Origin of the sequence: Streptomyces sp. NPDC060031 (genome assembly GCF_042736805.1) — a bacterium.
Classification (GTDB): domain Bacteria; phylum Actinomycetota; class Actinomycetes; order Streptomycetales; family Streptomycetaceae; genus Streptomyces.
On sequence record NZ_JBHWVM010000006.1, the window covers coordinates 34,962 to 54,503 of the forward strand.

Sequence of the window (19,542 nt, forward strand, 5' to 3'; positions counted from 1 at the left end):
CCGTTCCGAGACTCCGTGCCACCCGCCGGCTCCGCAGGCCTCCGCTTCGTCCCGGGCCGCTGGGCTCCCCGCAGGCCCGTCTCCGGGGTCTGCGGGCACCCGTAGGGCCCGGGGTTCCGTGCCGCCGGGCTCCCCGTAGGGCCCGTCGGGGCCTCCGTAGGACCGGGGTTCCGGGTCGCGGGGCTTCAGCATGCCTGCGGCCCGCTCCGGGTTGTCGGCCTCCGGCCGTTCCGAGACTCCGTGCCACCCGCCGGCTCCGCAGGCCTCCGCTTCGTCCCGGGCCGCTGGGCTCCCCGCAGGCCCGTCTCCGGGGTCTGCGGGTTCCCGTAGGGCCTGGGTTCCGGGTCGCCGCGCTCCCGTAGGGCCCGTCGGGGCCTCCGATCCTCCGTAGGGCCCGGGGTTCCGGGCCGCGGGGCTTCCGCGCGCCTCCGGCCCGTTCCGAGTCTCCGGGCTGCCGGGCTTCCGCACACCCCCGGCCCGTTCCGGGCCTTCCGCCCTCCGGGCCCGTACGTCTCCGGCCGGGTTCAGCAGGGCGCCGCGGCCGGCGCGCCGTCCGCTTCCGGTCCGGCGGACACCGCCGCGCGCGCGGGCCGTCGTATCTTCCGATCTTTATTCCGGCCCTGCTGAGCAGGGCTTTTTTGTGCCCGCGCGCAAATTCCTAGATCAATGATCAGGCGTCAATGCTTTTGCCCCATTACCCCTTTCGGGGGTAATGGAGTGACGCGATCTATTGCTGAGGAGCAAGAGCAGGCCAATTCCGTTTCCCGTGCACTGTTTTGATCAGGGCGCGCTCCCTACAATCCGTCCACATCTTGAGCTCATCACGTCAAGGAGGACGAATGACGGGGCTCTTCACCCCTATCGCGCCCGATCGCACCACTGATCTGGCATCCGCAGTACTCACCGATGACAATCGGCTCATCGTGATCGTCATTGCGGCCGTGGCACTCGCCGCGCTCGTCGTCGCGCAGATCCTGGTCCGCCAGGTCCTCGCCGCCGACGAGGGAACCGACAGCATGAAGGAGATCGCCGCGGCCGTCCAGGAAGGCGCCAACGCCTACCTCGGCCGCCAGTTGCGCACCCTCGGCGTCTTCGCCGTCGTGGTCTTCTTCCTGCTCTTCCTGCTGCCCGCCGACGACTGGACGCAGCGGGCGGGACGTTCCGCCTTCTTCCTCGTCGGCGCCCTCTTCTCGGCGGCCACCGGCTACATCGGCATGCGCCTCGCGGTCCGTGCCAACGTCCGCGTCGCCGCCGCCGCGCGCGAGGCCACCCCCGCCGAGGGCGAGCCCGCCAAGGACCTCACCGAGGTCTCCCACAAGGCCATGCGGATCGCCTTCCGCACCGGCGGCGTGGTGGGCATGTTCACCGTCGGCCTCGGCCTTTTCGGCGCCTCCTGCGTCGTCCTGGTCTACGCCGCCGACGCCCCCAAGGTCCTGGAGGGCTTCGGCCTCGGAGCCGCCCTGATCGCGATGTTCATGCGCGTGGGCGGCGGCATCTTCACCAAGGCCGCCGACGTCGGCGCCGACCTGGTCGGCAAGGTGGAGCAGGGCATTCCGGAGGACGACCCGCGCAATGCCGCGACCATCGCCGACAACGTGGGCGACAACGTCGGAGACTGTGCCGGAATGGCCGCCGACCTCTTCGAGTCGTACGCCGTCACCCTGGTGGCCGCGCTCATCCTCGGCAAGGCCGCCTTCGGCGACCTGGGCCTCGCCTTCCCGCTGATCGTCCCCGCCATCGGCGTCGTCACCGCGATGATCGGCATCTTCGCGGTCTCCCCGCGCCGCAGCGACCGCAGCGGAATGACCGCCATCAACCGCGGCTTCTTCATCTCCGCGGTGATCTCCCTGGTGCTGGTCGCGATCGCCGTCTACGCCTACCTGCCGGCCACCTACAAGGAGCTCGTCGGCGTCGAGAACCCCGCGATCACCAACCACTCCGGCGACCCGCGCATCCTGGCCGTCGTCGCCGTCGCGATCGGCATCGTGCTCGCGGCGCTGATCCAGCAGCTCACCGGCTACTTCACCGAGACCAACCGCCGTCCCGTCCGGGACATCGGCAAGTCCTCCCTCACCGGCGCGGCCACCGTGGTCCTCGCGGGCATCTCCGTCGGCCTGGAGTCCGCCGTCTACACGGCGCTGCTCATCGGCCTCGGGGTCTACGGGGCGTTCCTGCTCGGCGGCACCTCGATCATGCTGGCGCTCTTCGCGGTGGCCCTGGCCGGAACCGGCCTGCTCACCACGGTCGGCGTCATCGTCGCCATGGACACCTTCGGCCCCGTCTCCGACAACGCCCAGGGCATCGCGGAGATGTCCGGCGACGTCGAGGGCGCCGGCGCGCAGGTGCTGACCGACCTGGACGCGGTGGGCAACACCACCAAGGCCATCACCAAGGGCATCGCCATCGCCACCGCCGTGCTCGCCGCGGCCGCGCTCTTCGGCTCGTACAACGACGCCATCGCCACCGCGGTCAAGGAGGTCGGCGCCAAGGCCGGGGAGATGAACCTCAGCCTGGACATCGCGCAGCCCAACAACCTGGTCGGCCTGATCCTGGGGGCGGCGGTCGTGTTCCTGTTCTCCGGCCTCGCGATCAACGCCGTCTCCCGTTCCGCGGGCGCCGTCGTCTACGAGGTGCGCCGCCAGTTCCGCGAGCACCCCGGGATCATGGACTACACCGAGAAGCCCGAGTACGGGCGCGTCGTGGACATCTGCACCAAGGACGCGCTGCGCGAACTCGCCACGCCCGGGCTGCTCGCCGTCCTCACGCCGATCGCGGTCGGGTTCTCGCTCGGCGTCGGCGCGCTCGGTTCCTTCCTGGCCGGCGCCATCGGCACCGGCACCCTGATGGCGGTCTTCCTCGCCAACTCGGGCGGGGCGTGGGACAACGCGAAGAAGCTCGTCGAGGACGGGCACCACGGCGGCAAGGGCAGTGCGGCGCACGAGGCGGTCGTCATCGGCGACACGGTCGGCGACCCGTTCAAGGACACCGCCGGTCCGGCCATCAACCCGCTGCTCAAGGTCATGAACCTGGTGGCGCTGCTGATCGCCCCCGCCGTCGTGCAGTTCAGCTACGGCGAGGACGCCAACGCGACCGTGCGGGCCGTCGTCGCGGTCCTCGCGATCGGCGTCATCGTCGGCGCGGTGTACATCTCCAAGCGGCGCGGCATCACGGTCGGCGAAGAGGGCGAGGGCGCGTCCGCCGAGCGGGTGACCCAGCCGGCCGATCCCGCGGTGGTCTCTTCCTGAGCCGGGCGCGACGCCAGGTCTGAACGGGGACCGGGCAGGCTCGATCGTACGCCCGAACGGCGGACAGGCGGTGCGGACTGACGCGCCGCCTGTCCGCCTTTGCGCGTCCCCGGATGGTGGGCGTGTATCTTCCGGGCCGAGAGCCTTCGAAGGGACCAATCCGGTGAACAAGAAGCTTGCGGCCGCAGTGTCAGGCGGTGCGGTACTGATGCTCGTCCTGTCCGGCTGCGGCGGGGACGACGGCGACAAGAAGGCCGACGCCTGGGCCAAGAAGGTCTGTGACAGCTGGCAGCCCGAACTGAAGAAGATCGAGCAGGCCAACGCCGACATCAAGCGGGTGGCGACCGAGAGCAGCAAGCCCGAGGAGGTCCAGTCGACCGACTCGGCGGCCTTCGGGACCATGTCCGCGTCGTACAAAGCGATGGGCACCGCCCTGCAGGGGGCGGGAGTTCCGCCGGTCAAGAGCGGTGAGGACACCCAGACGGCGGCGGTCAAGGGGTTCGAGTCGACCTCCCAGGGCTACGCCGCCCTGAAGACGAAGATGGACGCCCTCGACCCCAAGGACCAGGGCAAGTTCGCCGAGGGACTCAAGGACGTCGCGGCCGGCCTGGAGGACGCGACCAAGGGCGGCAAGGACGCGCTCGACAAGCTCAAGGCGGGCGGCCTGGACAAGGCGATGAACAGTCAGAAGGGTTGTCAGGTCACGACGCCGTCGCCGAAGTGACGCGGACGACCGCCACACGGCTGGTACGCCGACCAGGGCGGCCGGGATCCCGAGGGGATCGCGGCCGCCCTGGCGCGTGTCCGGGCCCCGCGACGCGGGGATTGTCGGCGCCAGCGGCCACAATGGACGGGTGAGTACCACCAGCCTTCCCTCGCCCGACCGCGCCGCCGAGCTGCGCACCGCCCTGCTCGACGCCGGCTTCACCGCCGACGGACTGCTCGAGCTGCTCGGCGCCCCCGCCTACGCCGCGCTGGCCCGCAGCGAGACGGTGCCCGCCCTGCGCGCCACCCGGGGGCGCAAAGACGGCCCGCTCGCCAGCCTGATCCGGCTGTTCCTGCTCCAGCAGCCGGAGCCGTACGTGCGCGCCGCGGCCGCGCTGCCGGTCGAGGAGGCGCTGGCCGACGGCTGGCTGCGGCGCGAGGGTGACGAGGTGCACGCCACCGTCGACGTGCGCCCGTTCGGGGGCCCGGACGGCGAGGACTGGTTCATCGTGTCCGACCTGGGCTGCGCGGTCGGCGGGGCCGGCGGTATCGGCAGCCGGGAGGAAGGCGTGGTCCTCGGGGTCGGCGGCGCCTCCACCACCCTGGCCGGGATCACCGTCCGCATCCCCGTCGACAGTGCCCTGGACCTGGGCACCGGGTCCGGCATCCAGGCGCTGCACGCCGCGCAGCACGCGACCCGGGTCACGGCCACCGACGTCAACCCCCGGGCCCTGGAGTTCACCCGGTTGACGCTGGCGCTCTCCGGTGCGCCGCAGGCCGAGCTGCTCACCGGGTCGCTGTTCGAGCCCGTCGGGGACGCGACGTACGACCTGATCGTGTCGAATCCGCCCTTCGTGATCTCCCCCGGCGCCCGGCTGACGTACCGGGACGGCGGGATGGGCGGCGACGACCTGTGCCGGACCCTGGTGCAGGAGGCGGGGGCCCATCTCAATCCGGGCGGGTACGCGCAGTTCCTCGGCAACTGGCAGCACGTGGAGGGCGAGGACTGGCACGACCGGCTCCGCTCCTGGGTGCCGCGCGGCTGCGACGCGTGGATCGTGCAGCGTGACGTGCAGGACGTGACCCAGTACGCGGAGCTGTGGCTGCGCGACGCGGGTGACCACCGCACCGACCCCGCCGAGTACGCGCGGCGGTACGAGGACTGGCTCGACGAGTTCGAGACCCGCAAGACCAAGGCGGTCGGCTTCGGCTGGATCACCCTGCGCCGCAGCGATGCGGCCGAGCCCTCGATCGTGGTCGAGGAGTGGCCGCACTCGGTGGAGCAGCCGCTCGGGGAGACCGTCCTGGCGCACTTCGCCCGACAGGACTACCTGCGGGAACACGATGACGCGGCCCTGCTGGAGGGCCACTTCACCCTGGCCCTGGAGGTGGTCCAGGAGCAGGTCGGCGCGCCCGGCGCGGAGGACCCGGAGCACGTCGTGCTCCGGCAGAACCGTGGCATGCGGCGTGCCACCAAGGTCGACACGGTCGGGGCGGGCTTCGCCGGAGTGTGTGACGGCTCACTCAGCGCGGGCCGGATCCTGGACGCGATCGCGCAGCTGATGCAGGAGGACCCGGTCGTCCTGCGCGACCGGACCCCGGACGCCATCCGGATGCTGGTGGAGCAGGGCTTCCTGGACCCCGGGACGGGTCCCGCGCAGTAGGCGCGGCGGGGGTGGCCGGGGGCGTCCGGGGCGGGGCGCGCCCGCACGCGGACGTGTGAAGTCGGCTGAAACCGCGCGTGGCCACGCCGGGCGGCGCGCGCCCTCAGGAACCCGTACCGAGGGCCCGGCGAGCCGCCAAAAACCACGACAGGCCAGGTGGGGCCCGGTGGGGCCGGGAAAAAGGGGAGCGGCGCCGGCGGGGCCAGACGGCCCTTCGGCCACTCCCCGTGGTGATCGGCAAGGGTCCGGCGCGGCATCCGGGCGGCAGAAATGGCACTTGTCGGGTTACCGTTCGAGTGGCCGTTGCGGGCTTCTGCCGTTTGACACGGGGGCGGGTTGTACCGTCACACTCCGCAGCGTCGCCGTACCGCGACCGAGTGCCGACCGGAGAGAAGAGCCAAGTTGTCCCCGACTAGCGAGACCGCAAAGGGCGGCCGCCGACTCGTCATTGTCGAGTCCCCTGCCAAGGCGAAGACGATCAAGGGCTACCTCGGCCCGGGATACGTCGTCGAGGCGAGCGTCGGGCACATCCGCGACCTCCCGAACGGCGCGGCCGAGGTTCCCGACAAGTACACCGGCGAGGTCCGCCGCCTCGGCGTGGACGTCGAGCACGACTTCCAGCCGATCTACGTCGTCAATGCGGACAAGAAGGCGCAGGTCAGGAAGCTCAAGGACCTGCTCGCCGAGTCCGACGAACTCTTCCTCGCCACCGATGAGGACCGCGAGGGCGAAGCCATCGCGTGGCACCTGCAGGAAGTCCTCAAGCCCAAGGTCCCCGTCCACCGGATGGTCTTCCACGAGATCACCAAGGACGCGATCCGCGACGCCGTCGCCAACCCGCGCGAGCTGAACCAGCGCATGGTCGACGCCCAGGAGACCCGCCGCATCCTCGACCGCCTCTACGGCTACGAGGTCTCGCCGGTCCTGTGGAAGAAGGTCATGCCGCGGCTGTCGGCCGGCCGCGTCCAGTCGGTGGCCACCCGCATGGTCGTCGAGCGGGAGCGCGAGCGCATCGCCTTCCGTTCCGCCGAGTACTGGGACCTGACCGGAACCTTCTCCACCGGCCGCGCCGGTGACGCCTCCGACCCCTCCACGCTCGTCGCCCGCCTGAACGCGGTGGACGGCAAGCGCATCGCGCAGGGCCGCGATTTCGGTTCCACCGGGCAGCTCAAGAGCGAGGTGCTGCACCTCGACGAGGCGAACGCCCGGGCGCTCGCCGCCGCGCTGGAGCAGACCTCGTTCGCCGTCCGCTCGGTCGAGTCCAAGCCGTACCGCCGCTCCCCGTACGCGCCGTTCCGTACGACGACGCTCCAGCAGGAGGCCTCGCGCAAGCTCGGCTTCGGTGCGAAGGCGACGATGCAGGTGGCGCAGAAGCTGTACGAGAACGGCTTCATCACCTACATGCGTACGGACTCCACGACGCTCTCCGACACCGCCGTGTCGGCGGCGCGGGCGCAGGTCACGCAGCTCTACGGCGCCGACTACCTGCCGGAGAAGCCGCGCGTCTACGCCGGGAAGGTCAAGAACGCCCAGGAGGCGCACGAGGCCATCCGTCCTTCGGGTGATCGTTTCCGCACTCCCGCCGAGACGGGTCTGACCGGCGACCAGTTCCGCCTGTACGAGCTCATCTGGAAGCGGACCGTCGCTTCCCAGATGAAGGACGCGGTCGGCAACTCCGTCACCGTGAAGATCGGTGGCACGGCGTCGGACGGCCGGGACGCGGAGTTCAGCGCCAGCGGCAAGACGATCACCTTCCACGGCTTCATGAAGGCGTACGTCGAAGGCGCGGACGACCCGAACGCCGAGCTCGACGACCGCGAGAAGCGTCTGCCGCAGGTCGCGGAGGGCGACGCGCTGTCGGCCGAGGAGATCACGGCGGACGGCCACTCGACCAAGCCGCCGGCCCGCTACACCGAGGCCTCGCTGGTCAAGGAGCTCGAAGAGCGCGAGATCGGCCGCCCGTCGACGTACGCGTCGATCATCGGCACGATCCTGGACCGCGGGTACGTCTTCAAGAAGGGCACGGCGCTCGTGCCGTCCTTCCTGTCGTTCGCCGTGGTGAACCTTCTGGAGACGCACTTCGGGCGGCTCGTCGACTACGACTTCACGGCCAAGATGGAGGACGACCTCGACCGCATCGCGCGGGGCGAGGCCCAGTCCGTGCCGTGGCTGAAGCGGTTCTACTTCGGCTCGGAGGACGCGACCGAGGTCGTACCGGCCGACGGTGACGCCCTCGGTGGTCTGAAGGAGCTGGTCACGGACCTGGGCGCGATCGACGCCCGGGAGATCTCCTCCTTCCCCGTCGGCGAGGGGATCGTGCTGCGGGTCGGCCGTTACGGGCCGTACGTGGAGCGCGGTGAGAAGGACGCGGAGGGCCACCAGCGGGCCGACGTACCGGACGACATGGCTCCGGACGAGCTGACGGTGGAGTACGCGGAGGAGCTGTTCGCGAAGCCGAGCGGCGAGTTCGAGCTGGGCAAGGACCCCGTCAGCGGGAACGAGATCGTCGCCAAGGACGGCCGCTACGGGCCGTACGTGACGGAGATCCTCCCCGAGGGCACGCCGAAGACCGGCAAGAACGCGGTCAAGCCGCGCACGGCCTCGCTGTTCAATTCGATGTCCCTGGACACGGTCACGCTGGACGACGCCCTCAAGCTGATGTCCCTGCCGCGGGTCGTCGGCGTGGACGCGGAGGGCGTGGAGATCACGGCCCAGAACGGCCGCTACGGCCCGTACCTGAAGAAGGGCACGGACTCGCGGTCGCTGGAGACCGAGGACCAGCTGTTCTCGATCACGCTCGACGAGGCGCTCGCGATCTACGCACAGCCCAAGCAGCGGGGCCGGGCGGCGGCCAAGCCGCCGCTGAAGGAGCTGGGCACGGACCCGGTCAGCGAGAAGCCGGTCGTGGTCAAGGACGGCCGCTTCGGCCCGTACGTGACGGACGGCGAGACGAACGCGACGCTGCGGCGGGACGACGACGTCGAGACGATCACTCCGGAGCGCGGGTACGAGCTGCTGGCGGAGAAGCGCGCGAAGGCTCCGGCCAAGAAGACGGCCAAGAAGGCCCCCGCGAAGAAGGCCCCGGCGAAGAAGGCCCCCGCGAAGAAGGCGACGGCTACCGCGACCAAGACCGCGGCGGCGAAGAAGACGACGGCCGCCAAGACGACGGCCGCCAAGAAGACGACGGCGAAGAAGGCGACCGCGAAGAAGACCGCGGCCGCCGCCCCGGCGGACGAGTAACCCGCTGGGGGCTGGATTCGCCCTCCGGTGGATCCAGCCCCTGGGGGCCTGCCGGAGGGGTCGGGCCCGGACAGGGCCCGGAAGGTGGGTCCGGGGTCACACCCGGGCTCGTCCACAGGCTTCCGCACCGGCCGAGCGCAGCGGATAGGCTGGGCGGATGACGCGAGCCGAGCAGCCAACGGTCGTGACCGCCCCCACAACCCCCACCTACGACGAAGCCCTGGCCGCGGACTCCCGCGAGCGAGCGGTGCGTGCCCTGCTGCGCACGCCCAGGCTCCGCCGGCTGTGGAGTGCCCAGCTGGTGAGCGGCATCGGTGATGCCCTCGCCCTGCTGGTCCTGGTGCTGCTGGCCTTCCAGGCGGCCGTTTCCCAGGACGCCTTCGGCGGCGGCTACACAGGCTGGGCCCTCGCCGTCGCCGCCGTCTTCGGCGTCCGGATCCTCGCCACCGTCCTGTTCGGTGCCGTGCTGCTGGGCCCGCTGGCCCAGCTCACCGCCCCACGGGAGGCCGGCGGCAAGCTGGACCGCCGCTGGACGATGATCGGCGCCGACGGGGTCCGCCTCGGCCTCTTCGTCGTCGCCCCGCTGTGGCTCGACTGGATCCCGGCGCACGCGCTCACCGCGCTGCTCGCCACCGTCTTCGTGTCCGGAGCCGCCGAGCGGCTCTGGAGCGTGGCCAAGGACAGCGCCGCCCCCGCCCTGCTGCCGGCGCCGCCGCCGGAGGGGGCGACCGTACGGCCGCTGCCGGACCACCTCGACGCGCTGCGCCGGCTGAATCTGCGTACCGCCTTCGCGGCGATGCCTGCCGCCGCGGCCGCGCTGCTCGCCGCGACCCTGGTCGGCAAGGCGCTGGGCCTCGGAGTGGGCTGGTTCGCCGAGAACCAGGCCGCGCTGGGTTCGTACGTGGCCTCCGGCCTGTTCGCGGCCTCCGTGTCGCTGCTGCTCCCGCTGGTGCTGCCCGCCGCGAAGACCCCGCGTCCCCGCTCCCCGCTGGAGGGCCTGCGCACCCCCAAGGCGGGCGACCGGCCCGAGAAGGGCCGTACGGGCGCCATCCCGCTGCTCGTGCTCGCCTGCGCGGCCGTCGCCGGAGCGGTGGCCGGTGCCGCCGCCGTCGCCGTACTGCACGCCTTCGACCTGGGCGGCGGCCCGGCCTCCTTCGCGCTCCTCGTACTGGCCCTCGTCGGCGGCACCGGCCTCGGCATCCGCGCCAGTCAGGCCGGCAAGGTGCTCCCGGCGCTGTCCCGGCGCCGGCTGCTGGCCCTGGCCATAGGCGTCACCGGGCTCGCGCTGCTGCTCACCGGACTGGTCCCGGACACCGCGACCGTGCTGTTCCTGTCGCTGCTCGCCGGTACTTCCGCGGGTGTCGCCGCCAACACCGGCCACACGCTGCTCGACCAGGAGACCGAGGAGTTCCGCCGGGCCCGGGTCACCGAGCACCTGCAGGCCGTCGTACGGGTGGCCGTGGCCGTGGGTGCCGTCGCCGCCCCCGCCCTCGCCGCGGGGATCGGCCCGCACCGCCTCGCCGCCGGTGACGTCGTCTTCGCGCACGACGGCGCCGCGTTCACGCTGATGCTGGTCGGCGCGCTGCTGCTGCCCGTCGCCGTCGTGGTGCTCGCCAAGGTCGACGACCGCGGCGGCGTACCGCTGCGCCGCGACCTGCGCGAGGCGCTGCGCGGCGGGGAGCCCGTACAGGCGGCGTCCGCCACCGGCTTCTTCATCGCCCTGGAGGGCGGCGACGGCGCCGGCAAGTCCACCCAGGTGGAGGCGATGGCCGACTGGATACGCGGCAAGGGCCACGAGGTCGTCGTGACGCGCGAGCCCGGGGCCACCCCGGTCGGCAAGCGGCTGCGTTCGATCCTGCTCGACGTGTCCTCGGCCGGGCTGTCGAACCGCGCCGAGGCCCTGCTCTACGCGGCCGACCGCGCCGAGCACGTGGACACCGTCGTCCGGCCCGCCCTGGAGCGCGGTGCGGTCGTTATCTCCGATCGCTACATCGACTCCTCGGTGGCCTACCAGGGCGCCGGCCGCGACCTCTCCCCGACCGAGATCGCCCGTATCTCGCGCTGGGCCACCGACGGCCTCGTACCGAACCTGACCGTGCTGCTCGACGTGTCGCCGGAGGCGGCGCGCGAGCGGTTCACGGAGGCGCCGGACCGGCTGGAGTCGGAGCCGGCGGAGTTCCACCAGCGGGTGCGGGCCGGGTTCCTGACGCTCGCCGCGTCCGACCCGGGGCGCTACCTGGTGGTGGACGCGGGCCAGGACCCGCAGTCCGTCAGCACCGTCGTGCGGCACCGGCTGGACCGGGTGCTCCCGCTCTCCGAGGCCGAGGTGGCCGCGCAGATCGAGGCGCGGCGCCTCGCCGAGGCGGAGGCCAAGCGCAAGGCCGAGGAAGAGGCGGCGCGCAAGGCGGAGGAAGAGCGGCTGCGCGCCGAGGAGGAGGCCCGCAAGGCCCGCGAGGCCGAGGAGGCCCGGATCAGGGCCGAGGCCGAAGCCGCCCGCAAGGCGGCCGAGGAGCGGCAGCGCGCCGAGGAGGAGGCCCGGGCGCGGGCCGAGGCCGAGCGGCTGCGTGCGGAGGCCGAGGAGAAGGCCCGCGCGGCGGAGCAGGAGCGGCTGCGGCTGCAGGCGGCGAAGGAGGCCCGGCTGCGGGCCGAGGCCGAGGAGCGGCGGCTGGAGAAGCAGCGGCGTGCGGAGGAGGCCCTGCTGAAGGCCGAGGAGGCGCGCCGGCTGGCGGCGGCTTCGGCGGCCGAGGCGGCGGCGAAGGCGGCTGCCGCCGCGGCGGCGTCCGCGGCGGCCTCTGCTGCGGCGGCTCCGGCTGCGGTTACGCCTCCGGCTTCGGCTTCGGCCGCGGATGCGCCGGCGCAGGCGCCCAGGGTCGGCATGCGCAAGGAGCCGCACCCGGGCGAGGCCGTGACCGTCGAGACCCCGGTGGTCAAGCGGGTGCTGCAGCCCGACGACGTGACCGAGACGGTGCCGGTGCCGAAGATCGACCCGGCGGCGGAGACTTCGGTGCTGCCGCCGGTCCGGCCCACGGGTCCGGCCGACGAGACGGCCGTCCTGCCCCCCGTGCGTCCCGCCGGGGCGGCCCCCGCGCGTCAGGCGCAGTCCGGGCAGTCCGGGCGCGCCGGGCAGTCCGCCTCGCGGCCCACGGCCCGGCGTCCCGAGGAGAACCCGGCCGACCGGGTGCCGCCGGGCATCTTCCGGGACTCCGGTAACGCCTCCGGCAATGGCTCCGGCAATGACGCGACCCGGGAGCTTCCGGTCCTCGGCACCGACGGCCGGCCGCGCCGGCCCCGCTCGGACTGGGCCGAGGAGACCCCGCTGGACGATCTGCCGACGCTGGCGGACGAACTGCTGGGGCGCCGCCGGAACGACGACGAAGACGACGAGCGCCGTCCGCGCCGCCGCTGAGCGGGATTGTCAGTGGCGCGCGCCACACTGTGAACAGGTACGGCACGGACGGTAAGTGAAAGGCGGTGGGCGGGATGCCCGTATGGGACGACCTGGTGGGACAGGAGCGCGTCCAGACGCAGCTGGCCGCCGCCGCCCGCGATGCCGACGCCCTGGTCACCGCCGTCTCGGGCGGGACCGCGCAGCCCGCCGCGTCCAAGATGACCCACGCCTGGCTCTTCACCGGCCCGCCCGGCTCCGGGCGGGCCACCGTGGCCCGAGCCTTCGCGGCAGCGCTCCAGTGCACCAGCCCCGACCGCGCCCTCGGGGGTGAGCCGGGCTGCGGCTTCTGCGAGGGCTGCCACACCACCCTGATCGGCACGCATGCCGATGTGGAGATCGTCCGCACCGACCTGCTGTCCATCGGTGTGAAGGAGACCCGCAACCTGGTCCGCCGGGCGCAGCTCTCCCCGGCCGTGGGCCGCTGGCAGGTCATCGTCCTGGAGGACGCCGACCGGCTGACCGAGGGCGCGGGCAACGTGCTGCTCAAGGCCGTGGAGGAGCCCGCTCCGCGCACGGTCTGGCTGCTGTGCGCGCCCTCGCTGGAGGACGTGCTGCCCACCATCCGCTCCCGCTGCCGGCACCTGACGCTGCGCACCCCGGCCGTGGCCGCCGTCGCGGACGTGCTGGTCCGGCGGGACGGCATCGAGCCCGCCGTCGCCGCGGCCGCCGCGCGCGCGACCCAGGGGCACATCGGCCGGGCCCGCCGGCTCGCCACCGACGAGGCGGCCCGCTCGCGCCGGGCATCCGTACTGAAGCTCCCGCTCCGCGTGGACGACGTGGGCGGCTGCCTCAAGGCCGCGCAGGAGCTCGTGGACGCCGCCGCCGAGGATGCCAAGCAGGTCGCGGAGGAGGTCGACGGCAAGGAGACCGAGGACCTGCGCGCCGCGCTCGGCGCCGGGGCCGGCACCGGCGGCCGGATGCCGCGTGGCACGGCGGGCGTGATGAAGGAGCTGGAGGACCGGCAGAAGCGCCGCCGCACCCGCACCCAGCGCGACAGCCTCGACCTGGCGCTGACCGACCTGACGGGCTTCTACCGGGACGTGCTGGCCCTGCAGCTCGGCTCCTCGGTGGCCATCGCCAATGAGGAGATACGGCCCGACCTCGACCGGATCGCCCGCGCGTCGGGTCCCGAGCGGACCCTGCGCCGGATCGAGGCGATCATCGCCTGCCGGGACGCCCTGGACCGCAATGTCGCCCCGCTCCTCGCGGTCGAGGCGATGACGATGTCGCTGCGCGCGGGCTGACCCGGCCGCCGCGGCCGACGGGACCCGAACCGCCCGGGGCGGCCCGCCTCGCCTGACGGGACCCGGCCGGCTGGAGCGTCCGGCCGGAGCCGGGTCGCGCGGTGGGCGTCCGGTTGACGGCTTCACCCGTACGAGCGGGACGGGCTGCGGGGCCGGAGGGGGCCCGGTCGGTGCGGGGCGCTGCCGGGTGCCCTGGCGGCGGGTCGGCCGCGCGGTGCGTGGACGGCCCGTACCGGGAGGACTGCCACGCCGTACCGGCAGGGTTCCCAGGACGTAGGCTCCGGGAATGGACACCAGTCGCCTGCTGCGCACCACCGGGACCGTGATCGCAGCCGCCGGGCTGCTGCTCTCCGGGTGCACCTCGGGCGGTTCGGGAGGACCCCGGGCCGTCGCGTCCTCCCCCGGGGAGGCCGGGGCGAAGTCGGCCGTCGCGACCGCGATCCCGGCCGCGCTGCGCCCGTACTACGAGCAGAAGCTGAGCTGGCGCGACTGCGGTGTCCCCGGCTTCCAGTGCTCCACGATGAAGGCCCCGCTCGACTACGCCCGCCCCGAGGCCGGCGACGTCGAGATCGCGGTGGCCCGCCGCCCCGCCACCAGCCCCGGCAAGCGGCTCGGCTCCCTGGTGGTCAACCCCGGCGGCCCGGGCGGCTCCGGGATCGGGTACCTGCAGGCGTACGCGGGCATCGGCTACCCGGCGCAGGTCCGCGCGGCGTACGACATGGTCTCCTTCGACCCGCGCGGCGTGGACCGCAGCAGCCCCGTCGAGTGCCTCACCGGCCCGGCCATGGACAAGTTCACGCAGGTGGACCAGACCCCGGACGACGCGGCGGAGCGGGCGCTGCTGGTGGCCGCGTTCAAGGACTTCGCGGCCGGCTGCAAGGCGCGCTCGTCGCGAATCCTGCCGCACGTCTCCACCGTCGACGCGGCCCGGGACATGGACCTGCTGCGCGGGGTGCTGGGCGACGAGAAGCTGACGTACGTCGGAGCCTCGTACGGCACCTTCCTCGGGGCGACGTACGCGGAGCTCTTCCCGGGCCGCGTCGGCCGGCTCGTCCTGGACGGCGCGATGGACCCCTCCCGGCCCGCGCTCGAACTGAACCGGGACCAGACCGCGGGTTTCGAGACAGCCTTCACCGCCTTCGCCAAGGACTGCGCGAAGCAGCCGGACTGCCCACTGGGCCGGGGCGGCCCGGACGCGGTGGCGGCGCGCCTGAAGGAGTTCTTCCGCAAGGTCGACGCCCAGCCGGTGCCCAGCGGCGATCCCGGCCGCCCGCTCGGCGAGTCCCTGGCGACGACTGGGGTGATCGCGGCGCTGTACGACGAGAACGCCTGGCCGCAGCTGCGCGAGTCGCTCGCGGCGGCGCTGGGCGGCGACGGCTCCGGGCTGCTGGGCCTGGCCGACAGCTACTACGAGCGCGAGCCGGACGGCAAGTACGCCAACCTGATGTTCGCGAACGCCGCCGTCAACTGCCTCGACCAGCCCCCGGCCTTCGCGGGACCGGAGGCGGTCTATGCGGCCCTGCCCTCCTTCGAGAAGGCCTCCCCCGTCTTCGGGGCGGGCCTCGCCTGGGCCTCGCTGAACTGCGCGTACTGGCCGGTGAAGGCCACGGGTTCGGCCGCCCCGCTGAGCGCGAAGGGCGCCGCGCCGATCGTGGTGGTCGGCACCACCCGCGACCCGGCGACCCCGTACAAGTGGGCCCAGGCGCTGGCCGGGCAGCTCGACTCGGGGGTGCTGCTCACCTACGACGGCGACGGGCACACGGCGTACGGCCGCGGCAGCGCCTGCATCGACACGGCGGTCAACACCTACCTGCTGGAGGGCAAGGCCCCGCAGGACGGCAAGAAGTGCTGAGTCCGCGACCCCGCTAAAGGACTTGCCCGCGGCGGGCCGTGAACGATCACATGGCGCCATGAGCAGAATGGCGCAGGTCCTCGTGCTGGCCCGGTACGAGGACGCGGCGATGGAGCCGCTGACGCGGTACGACGAATCGCGCAGTTGGCGCGGCCGGTTCGAGCAGATACCCGACTGGTTCATCGGCGGTTGGTACCTGGAGTTCTACCGGGAGAGCCAGCGCACCGGGCTCCTGAAGGACCTGGAGGCGCTGCCGTGGGACCAGCCCGAGTGCGTGCAGGTCATGCTCCACGACGAGGAGGACGACTGCTTCGGGCTGTGGATGTTCCGTGAGGGGCGGCTGGTGGAGCTGCCGGTTCCGGGTACCGGGCGGTTCCACAAGCCGGCGCCGCCCACGCAGGAGTACGCGCCGAGCCCCGGGTTCCTGTGGCGCACGGACGTCGGGCACACCTGGCTGCCCGAGCAGACCCCGGAGGAGCTGCGGGACCCGCGCCCGGCCTGGTAGGCGTCCTCCCGTCCTCCTGAGGACCCGGCTACCGCACCAGCTAGTGCCCCGACCCGGTGGTCGTGAAGCCGCGGGGGACCATCCGCACCACGAGCAGCAGGACCACGGCCGCGATGCCGATCGACACGTACGAGGTCGTGGTCAGCGCGTCGTCGAAGGCGCTCCGGGCGCGTTCCAGGAGGCCGGCGCCCTCGGCGGCCGGGAGGGTTTCGGCGTACTCCTTCGCCCCGCCGATCGACTCGGGCGGCCTGGGCGGGGCTGCCGCTCATGTGGCGGGCGTAAGCGGCGGTGTGGATGGAGCCGAGCAGGGCCACGCCGAGGCCGACGCCGAGCTCGTACGAGGTCTCGGACACGGCGCCGGCCTGCCCGGCCCGCTCAGCCGGGACGGCGGAGACGAGCACGGCGGCGGCGGTGGTGACGGCGAGGCCGTCGCTGAACCCGAGGGTGAGGAGGAAGACGGCGACGTACGCGTACGAGGTCGGCTGCGGGGCCAAGGCCAGCAGGGTGAACCCGGCGACCAGCCCGGCCAGGCCGAGCGCCATGCAGGCCCGTACGCCGATCCGGTGCATCAGCGTCGGCGCCAGGAGGGAGCTGACCAGCATCGCGAGGGCGGTGGGGAGGGTGCGCAGACCGGCCTCGAAGGGGGAGTAGCCGTGCACGTACTGGAGCCACAGGGACACCAGGAACAGCGCGGCTCCGGCGGCGAGCATGGCCATCAGGGTGACGAGGGCGGCGGCGGTGAAGGGCCGGTTCAGGAAGAGCCGTACGTCGAGCAGCGGGTCGGGCAGCCGTAGCTGGCGGCGGGCGAACCAGGTGAGCAGGCCGATCCCGAGGACGAGGATCAGCAGGTCCAGGATGCCGGGGCTGCCCTTGGCGACGTGCTTGATGCCCCAGGCGAGGGCGACGATGCCGACGACGGAGAGCAGGGCGCTCACCCAGTCGAGCGGGTGGCTGCCGGCGGACTTGTACTCGGGCAGCAGCCAGAGGCCGGCGAGGACGGTCACGACGACGACGGGGACGTTGACCCAGAAGGCGGCGGACCAGCCGTAGCGCTCGACGAGCAGCCCGCCGACGAGCGGCCCGATGGCCGCGCCGACGCCGGCGACGGCGGCCCAGATGCCGATGGCGAGGGCGCGCTCGCGGGGGTCGGTGAAGATGTTGCGGATCAGCGAGAGCGTGGACGGCATGACCATCGCCCCGCCGATGCCGAGCAGCACGCGGCCGGCGATCAGCTGGGTGGAGCTGGTGGCGGTGGCGGCGACCACGGAGGCCACGCCGAAGAGCACGAAGCCGATGAGGAACAGCTTGCGGCGGCCGAAGCGGTCGCTGACGGCGCCGGTGGTGACGAGCAGTCCGCCGAGGACCAGCCCGTAGATGTCGATGATCCACAGCTGCTGCAGTGCGCTGGGGCTCAGCTCGTCGATGAGGGAGGGGAGCGCGACGTTCAGGATGGTGGCGTCCATCGCCACCAGCAGCAGACTGGCGCACAGCACAGCGAGCATCGCCCACCGCCCGGAACCGGACGCCGAACGGCTTTCCGCGGCGGGGCCGGTGGGGTTCACGGCTCGGGCCACGGGATATCGCATCCCTTCGGGGGAGTGCACAACGGAACGATGCGCCGGACATTGGCGCATCTGTCCAAGTATGTGACGCACGTCCCACCCTTCCGCAACCCGGTTCGGGGCACCCCGTTTAACCCTGTAGACTTGGCGCCGCTGCTGATGAGAGCCTCCCACCAGGGAAATTCTCGTCACCCAGCGGTGCCGCCTTAGCTCAGTTGGCCAGAGCAACGCACTCGTAATGCGTAGGTCTCGGGTTCGAATCCCGAAGGCGGCTCTGTAGAACCCCCAGGACTCACTCGCCGTGACCTGGGGGTTTTGCTATTTCCGGGGGCCGTGAGTGCGCGCGGCGGCTGGAGCGCGGGGCCCGTGGGGGTACGCCGTGGCGGCGGCCCGCCAGTGGCCCTTTGTGACGAAGCGGAGACGGCGGCGCGTGCCGAAGGTGCGGCGGTGCTCCGGGCCGGCTGTGGCGAGCGGGGTCGCCGGCAGGGCGTGGGTGGCACCGGCGTCGGTGAGTTGAGCCTGGCGCGGGAGCATCGCTGCGCAAGGATCGGGCCTCCTCGACGCCCTGACGTGGCGTTGACCTCGGTTCTGGGTCGGTCGATGCGCGGTTCGGGGGGTGTTTTCTCGGGGCTCGTAGGATTCTGCCCGCACCTTCAAGATCACCCCGAGAAGAAGTGGCTGGCGGACTATGGACTCCGATCGACTCGCTCGACATCTCGCGGCCGTGGTGGGGGACGCCCATGTGCTGAGCGATCCCGCCCTGCGGGCCTCGTACGAGACCGACTTCACCGGCCGCTACACCGGACCGGCCCGGCTCGTGGTCCGGCCCGCCGATACCGCCCAGGTCGCCGAGACGGTGCGGCTCTGCCGCGACGCCGGGGTGGCGGTCGTCCCGCAGGGCGGCAACACCGGGCTGGTGGGCGCCTCGGTGCCGAGTCCGGCCGGCGGTGAAGTCCTGCTGTCGCTGCGCCGGCTCACCGGCATCGGCCCGATCGACCCCGGCGCCCGCCAGGTGACGGTCGGCGCGGGCCTGCCGCTGGCCGAGCTGCAGCGCCATGTCAGGCCGAACGGCTGGGAGTTCGGCGTCGACCTGGCCTCCCGGGACTCCGCCACCCTGGGCGGCATGATCGCGACCAACGCGGGTGGCGAGCGCGTGGTGAAGTACGGCACCACCCGCGCCAACGTGGCCGGCGTCGAGGCGGTCATGGCCGATGGCAGCGTCCTGGACCGGCTGGCCGGACTGCCCAAGGACAACACCGGCTACGACCTGACCAACCTCCTGGTCGGCAGCGAGGGAACCCTGGCCGTCCTCACCCGGGCCCGGCTGCGCCTGGTCCCGCACCTGCCCCGGCGGACCACCGCCCTGCTGGCGCTGGACTCGCTGGAGGCCGCCCTCGCCGTCCTGGCGGAGCTGCGCCTGCTGGAGTCGCTGGAGCTGGCCGAGTTCTTCACGGCCGACGGCCTGGCCCTCGTCATGGAGAAGAGCGGGCTCCCCGCCCCCTTCCGCGCGCCGCACCCGGTCTATCTCCTGGTCGAGTGCGCGGGCCGCCGGGACCCGGCCGAGGAGCTCGCCGAGGTGCTGGACCAGGCCGACGTACGGGACGTGGCCGTCGCCCTCCAGGCCGCCGACGGCCGCCGCCTGGCCGCCTACCGGGAGCGGCACACCGAGTCGATCAACGCCGCCGGGATCCCGCTGAAGCTCGACGTCACCGTCCCGCTCGCCGAGCTGCCCGGCTTCGTCGCCGAACTGCCCGGGCTGCTGGCCGGCCGGGCCAGGCCGTACGTCTTCGGGCACCTGGCCGAGGGCAACCTCCACGTGAACCTCCTGGAGGTCGCGCCCGCCGACGAGGACGCGGTCACCGAGGCGGTGCTCGCCCGGGTCGCGGCCGTCGGCGGCAGCATCAGTGCCGAGCACGGGGTCGGGCGGGCCAAGGCCCGCCACCTCCACCTGACCCGCTCCGCCGCCGACATCGCCGTCATGCGCGCCGTCAAGGAGGCCCTGGACCCGGCGGGCCTGCTCAGCCCGGGCACCCTGCTGCCCCCGGTCGCCCGGCCCGGGGCCCGGCGTTAGGTTGGA

At 72.9% G+C, this 19,542-nt stretch carries 9 protein-coding genes and 1 tRNA gene; 9 read left to right on the forward strand and 1 reads right to left on the reverse strand.

The annotated features are described in order from the left end of the window. Positions 1 to 839 precede the first annotated feature (839 nt). From ACFWB8_RS04010 to ACFWB8_RS04040, 7 genes are all read left to right on the forward strand, one after another. Entirely contained in the window at positions 840 to 3,245 is a 2,406-nt protein-coding gene (locus ACFWB8_RS04010; protein WP_385222131.1) for a sodium-translocating pyrophosphatase, read from the forward strand. Positions 3,246 to 3,408: 163 nt separating this feature from the next. Then, the gene (locus ACFWB8_RS04015) at positions 3,409 to 3,969 is read left to right on the forward strand and encodes a small secreted protein (RefSeq protein WP_385222133.1); all 561 of its coding nucleotides are present in this window, start codon (positions 3,409 to 3,411) and stop codon (positions 3,967 to 3,969) included. Positions 3,970 to 4,099: 130 nt separating this feature from the next. Further along, the gene (locus ACFWB8_RS04020; RefSeq protein ID WP_385222135.1) at positions 4,100 to 5,614 is read left to right on the forward strand and encodes a methyltransferase; all 1,515 of its coding nucleotides are present in this window, start codon (positions 4,100 to 4,102) and stop codon (positions 5,612 to 5,614) included. Between the two features lie 402 nt (positions 5,615 to 6,016). Then, a complete protein-coding gene (topA, locus tag ACFWB8_RS04025; RefSeq protein WP_385222138.1) occupies positions 6,017 to 8,854 on the forward strand; it encodes a type I DNA topoisomerase in 2,838 nt (945 codons plus the stop codon). 157 nt (positions 8,855 to 9,011) lie between these two features. Next, positions 9,012 to 12,260 carry a dTMP kinase gene (tmk, locus tag ACFWB8_RS04030; protein ID WP_385222141.1) on the forward strand — a complete coding sequence of 1,083 codons (3,249 nt, stop codon included), beginning with the start codon at positions 9,012 to 9,014 and terminating at the stop codon, positions 12,258 to 12,260. A gap of 74 nt (positions 12,261 to 12,334) precedes the next feature. Continuing rightward, positions 12,335 to 13,546 carry a DNA polymerase III subunit delta' gene (locus tag ACFWB8_RS04035; protein WP_385222143.1) on the forward strand — a complete coding sequence of 404 codons (1,212 nt, stop codon included), beginning with the start codon at positions 12,335 to 12,337 and terminating at the stop codon, positions 13,544 to 13,546. 286 nt (positions 13,547 to 13,832) lie between these two features. Next, positions 13,833 to 15,398, forward strand: coding sequence for an alpha/beta hydrolase (locus tag ACFWB8_RS04040; protein ID WP_385222145.1), 1,566 nt, complete (start codon positions 13,833 to 13,835; stop codon positions 15,396 to 15,398). Positions 15,399 to 15,602: 204 nt separating this feature from the next. On the opposite strand, the gene ACFWB8_RS04045 is transcribed toward ACFWB8_RS04040, so the two are convergent. Further along, entirely contained in the window at positions 15,603 to 17,405 is a 1,803-nt protein-coding gene (locus ACFWB8_RS04045) for a DHA2 family efflux MFS transporter permease subunit (protein ID WP_385222148.1), read from the reverse strand. A 260-nt stretch (positions 17,406 to 17,665) separates the two neighbouring features. On the opposite strand from ACFWB8_RS04045, the gene ACFWB8_RS04050 reads away from it, so the two are divergent. Together ACFWB8_RS04050 and ACFWB8_RS04055 are read left to right on the forward strand one after the other, a co-directional pair. Further along, positions 17,666 to 17,739, forward strand: a tRNA-Thr gene (locus ACFWB8_RS04050). Between the two features lie 414 nt (positions 17,740 to 18,153). Next, entirely contained in the window at positions 18,154 to 19,536 is a 1,383-nt protein-coding gene (locus ACFWB8_RS04055) for an FAD-binding oxidoreductase (protein ID WP_385222151.1), read from the forward strand. Positions 19,537 to 19,542: the final 6 nt, after the last annotated feature.

Coding starts and splice junctions, on each gene's coding strand:
- ACFWB8_RS04010 (WP_385222131.1), top strand. CDS start 840: ATGACGGGGCTCTTCACCCCTATCGCGCCCGATCGCACCACTGATCTG.
- tmk (WP_385222141.1), top strand. CDS start 9,012: ATGACGCGAGCCGAGCAGCCAACGGTCGTGACCGCCCCCACAACCCCC.
- ACFWB8_RS04035 (WP_385222143.1), top strand. CDS start 12,335: ATGCCCGTATGGGACGACCTGGTGGGACAGGAGCGCGTCCAGACGCAG.
- ACFWB8_RS04040 (WP_385222145.1), top strand. CDS start 13,833: ATGGACACCAGTCGCCTGCTGCGCACCACCGGGACCGTGATCGCAGCC.
- ACFWB8_RS04045 (WP_385222148.1), bottom strand. CDS start 17,405: ATGCTCGCTGTGCTGTGCGCCAGTCTGCTGCTGGTGGCGATGGACGCC.
- ACFWB8_RS04055 (WP_385222151.1), top strand. CDS start 18,154: ATGGACTCCGATCGACTCGCTCGACATCTCGCGGCCGTGGTGGGGGAC.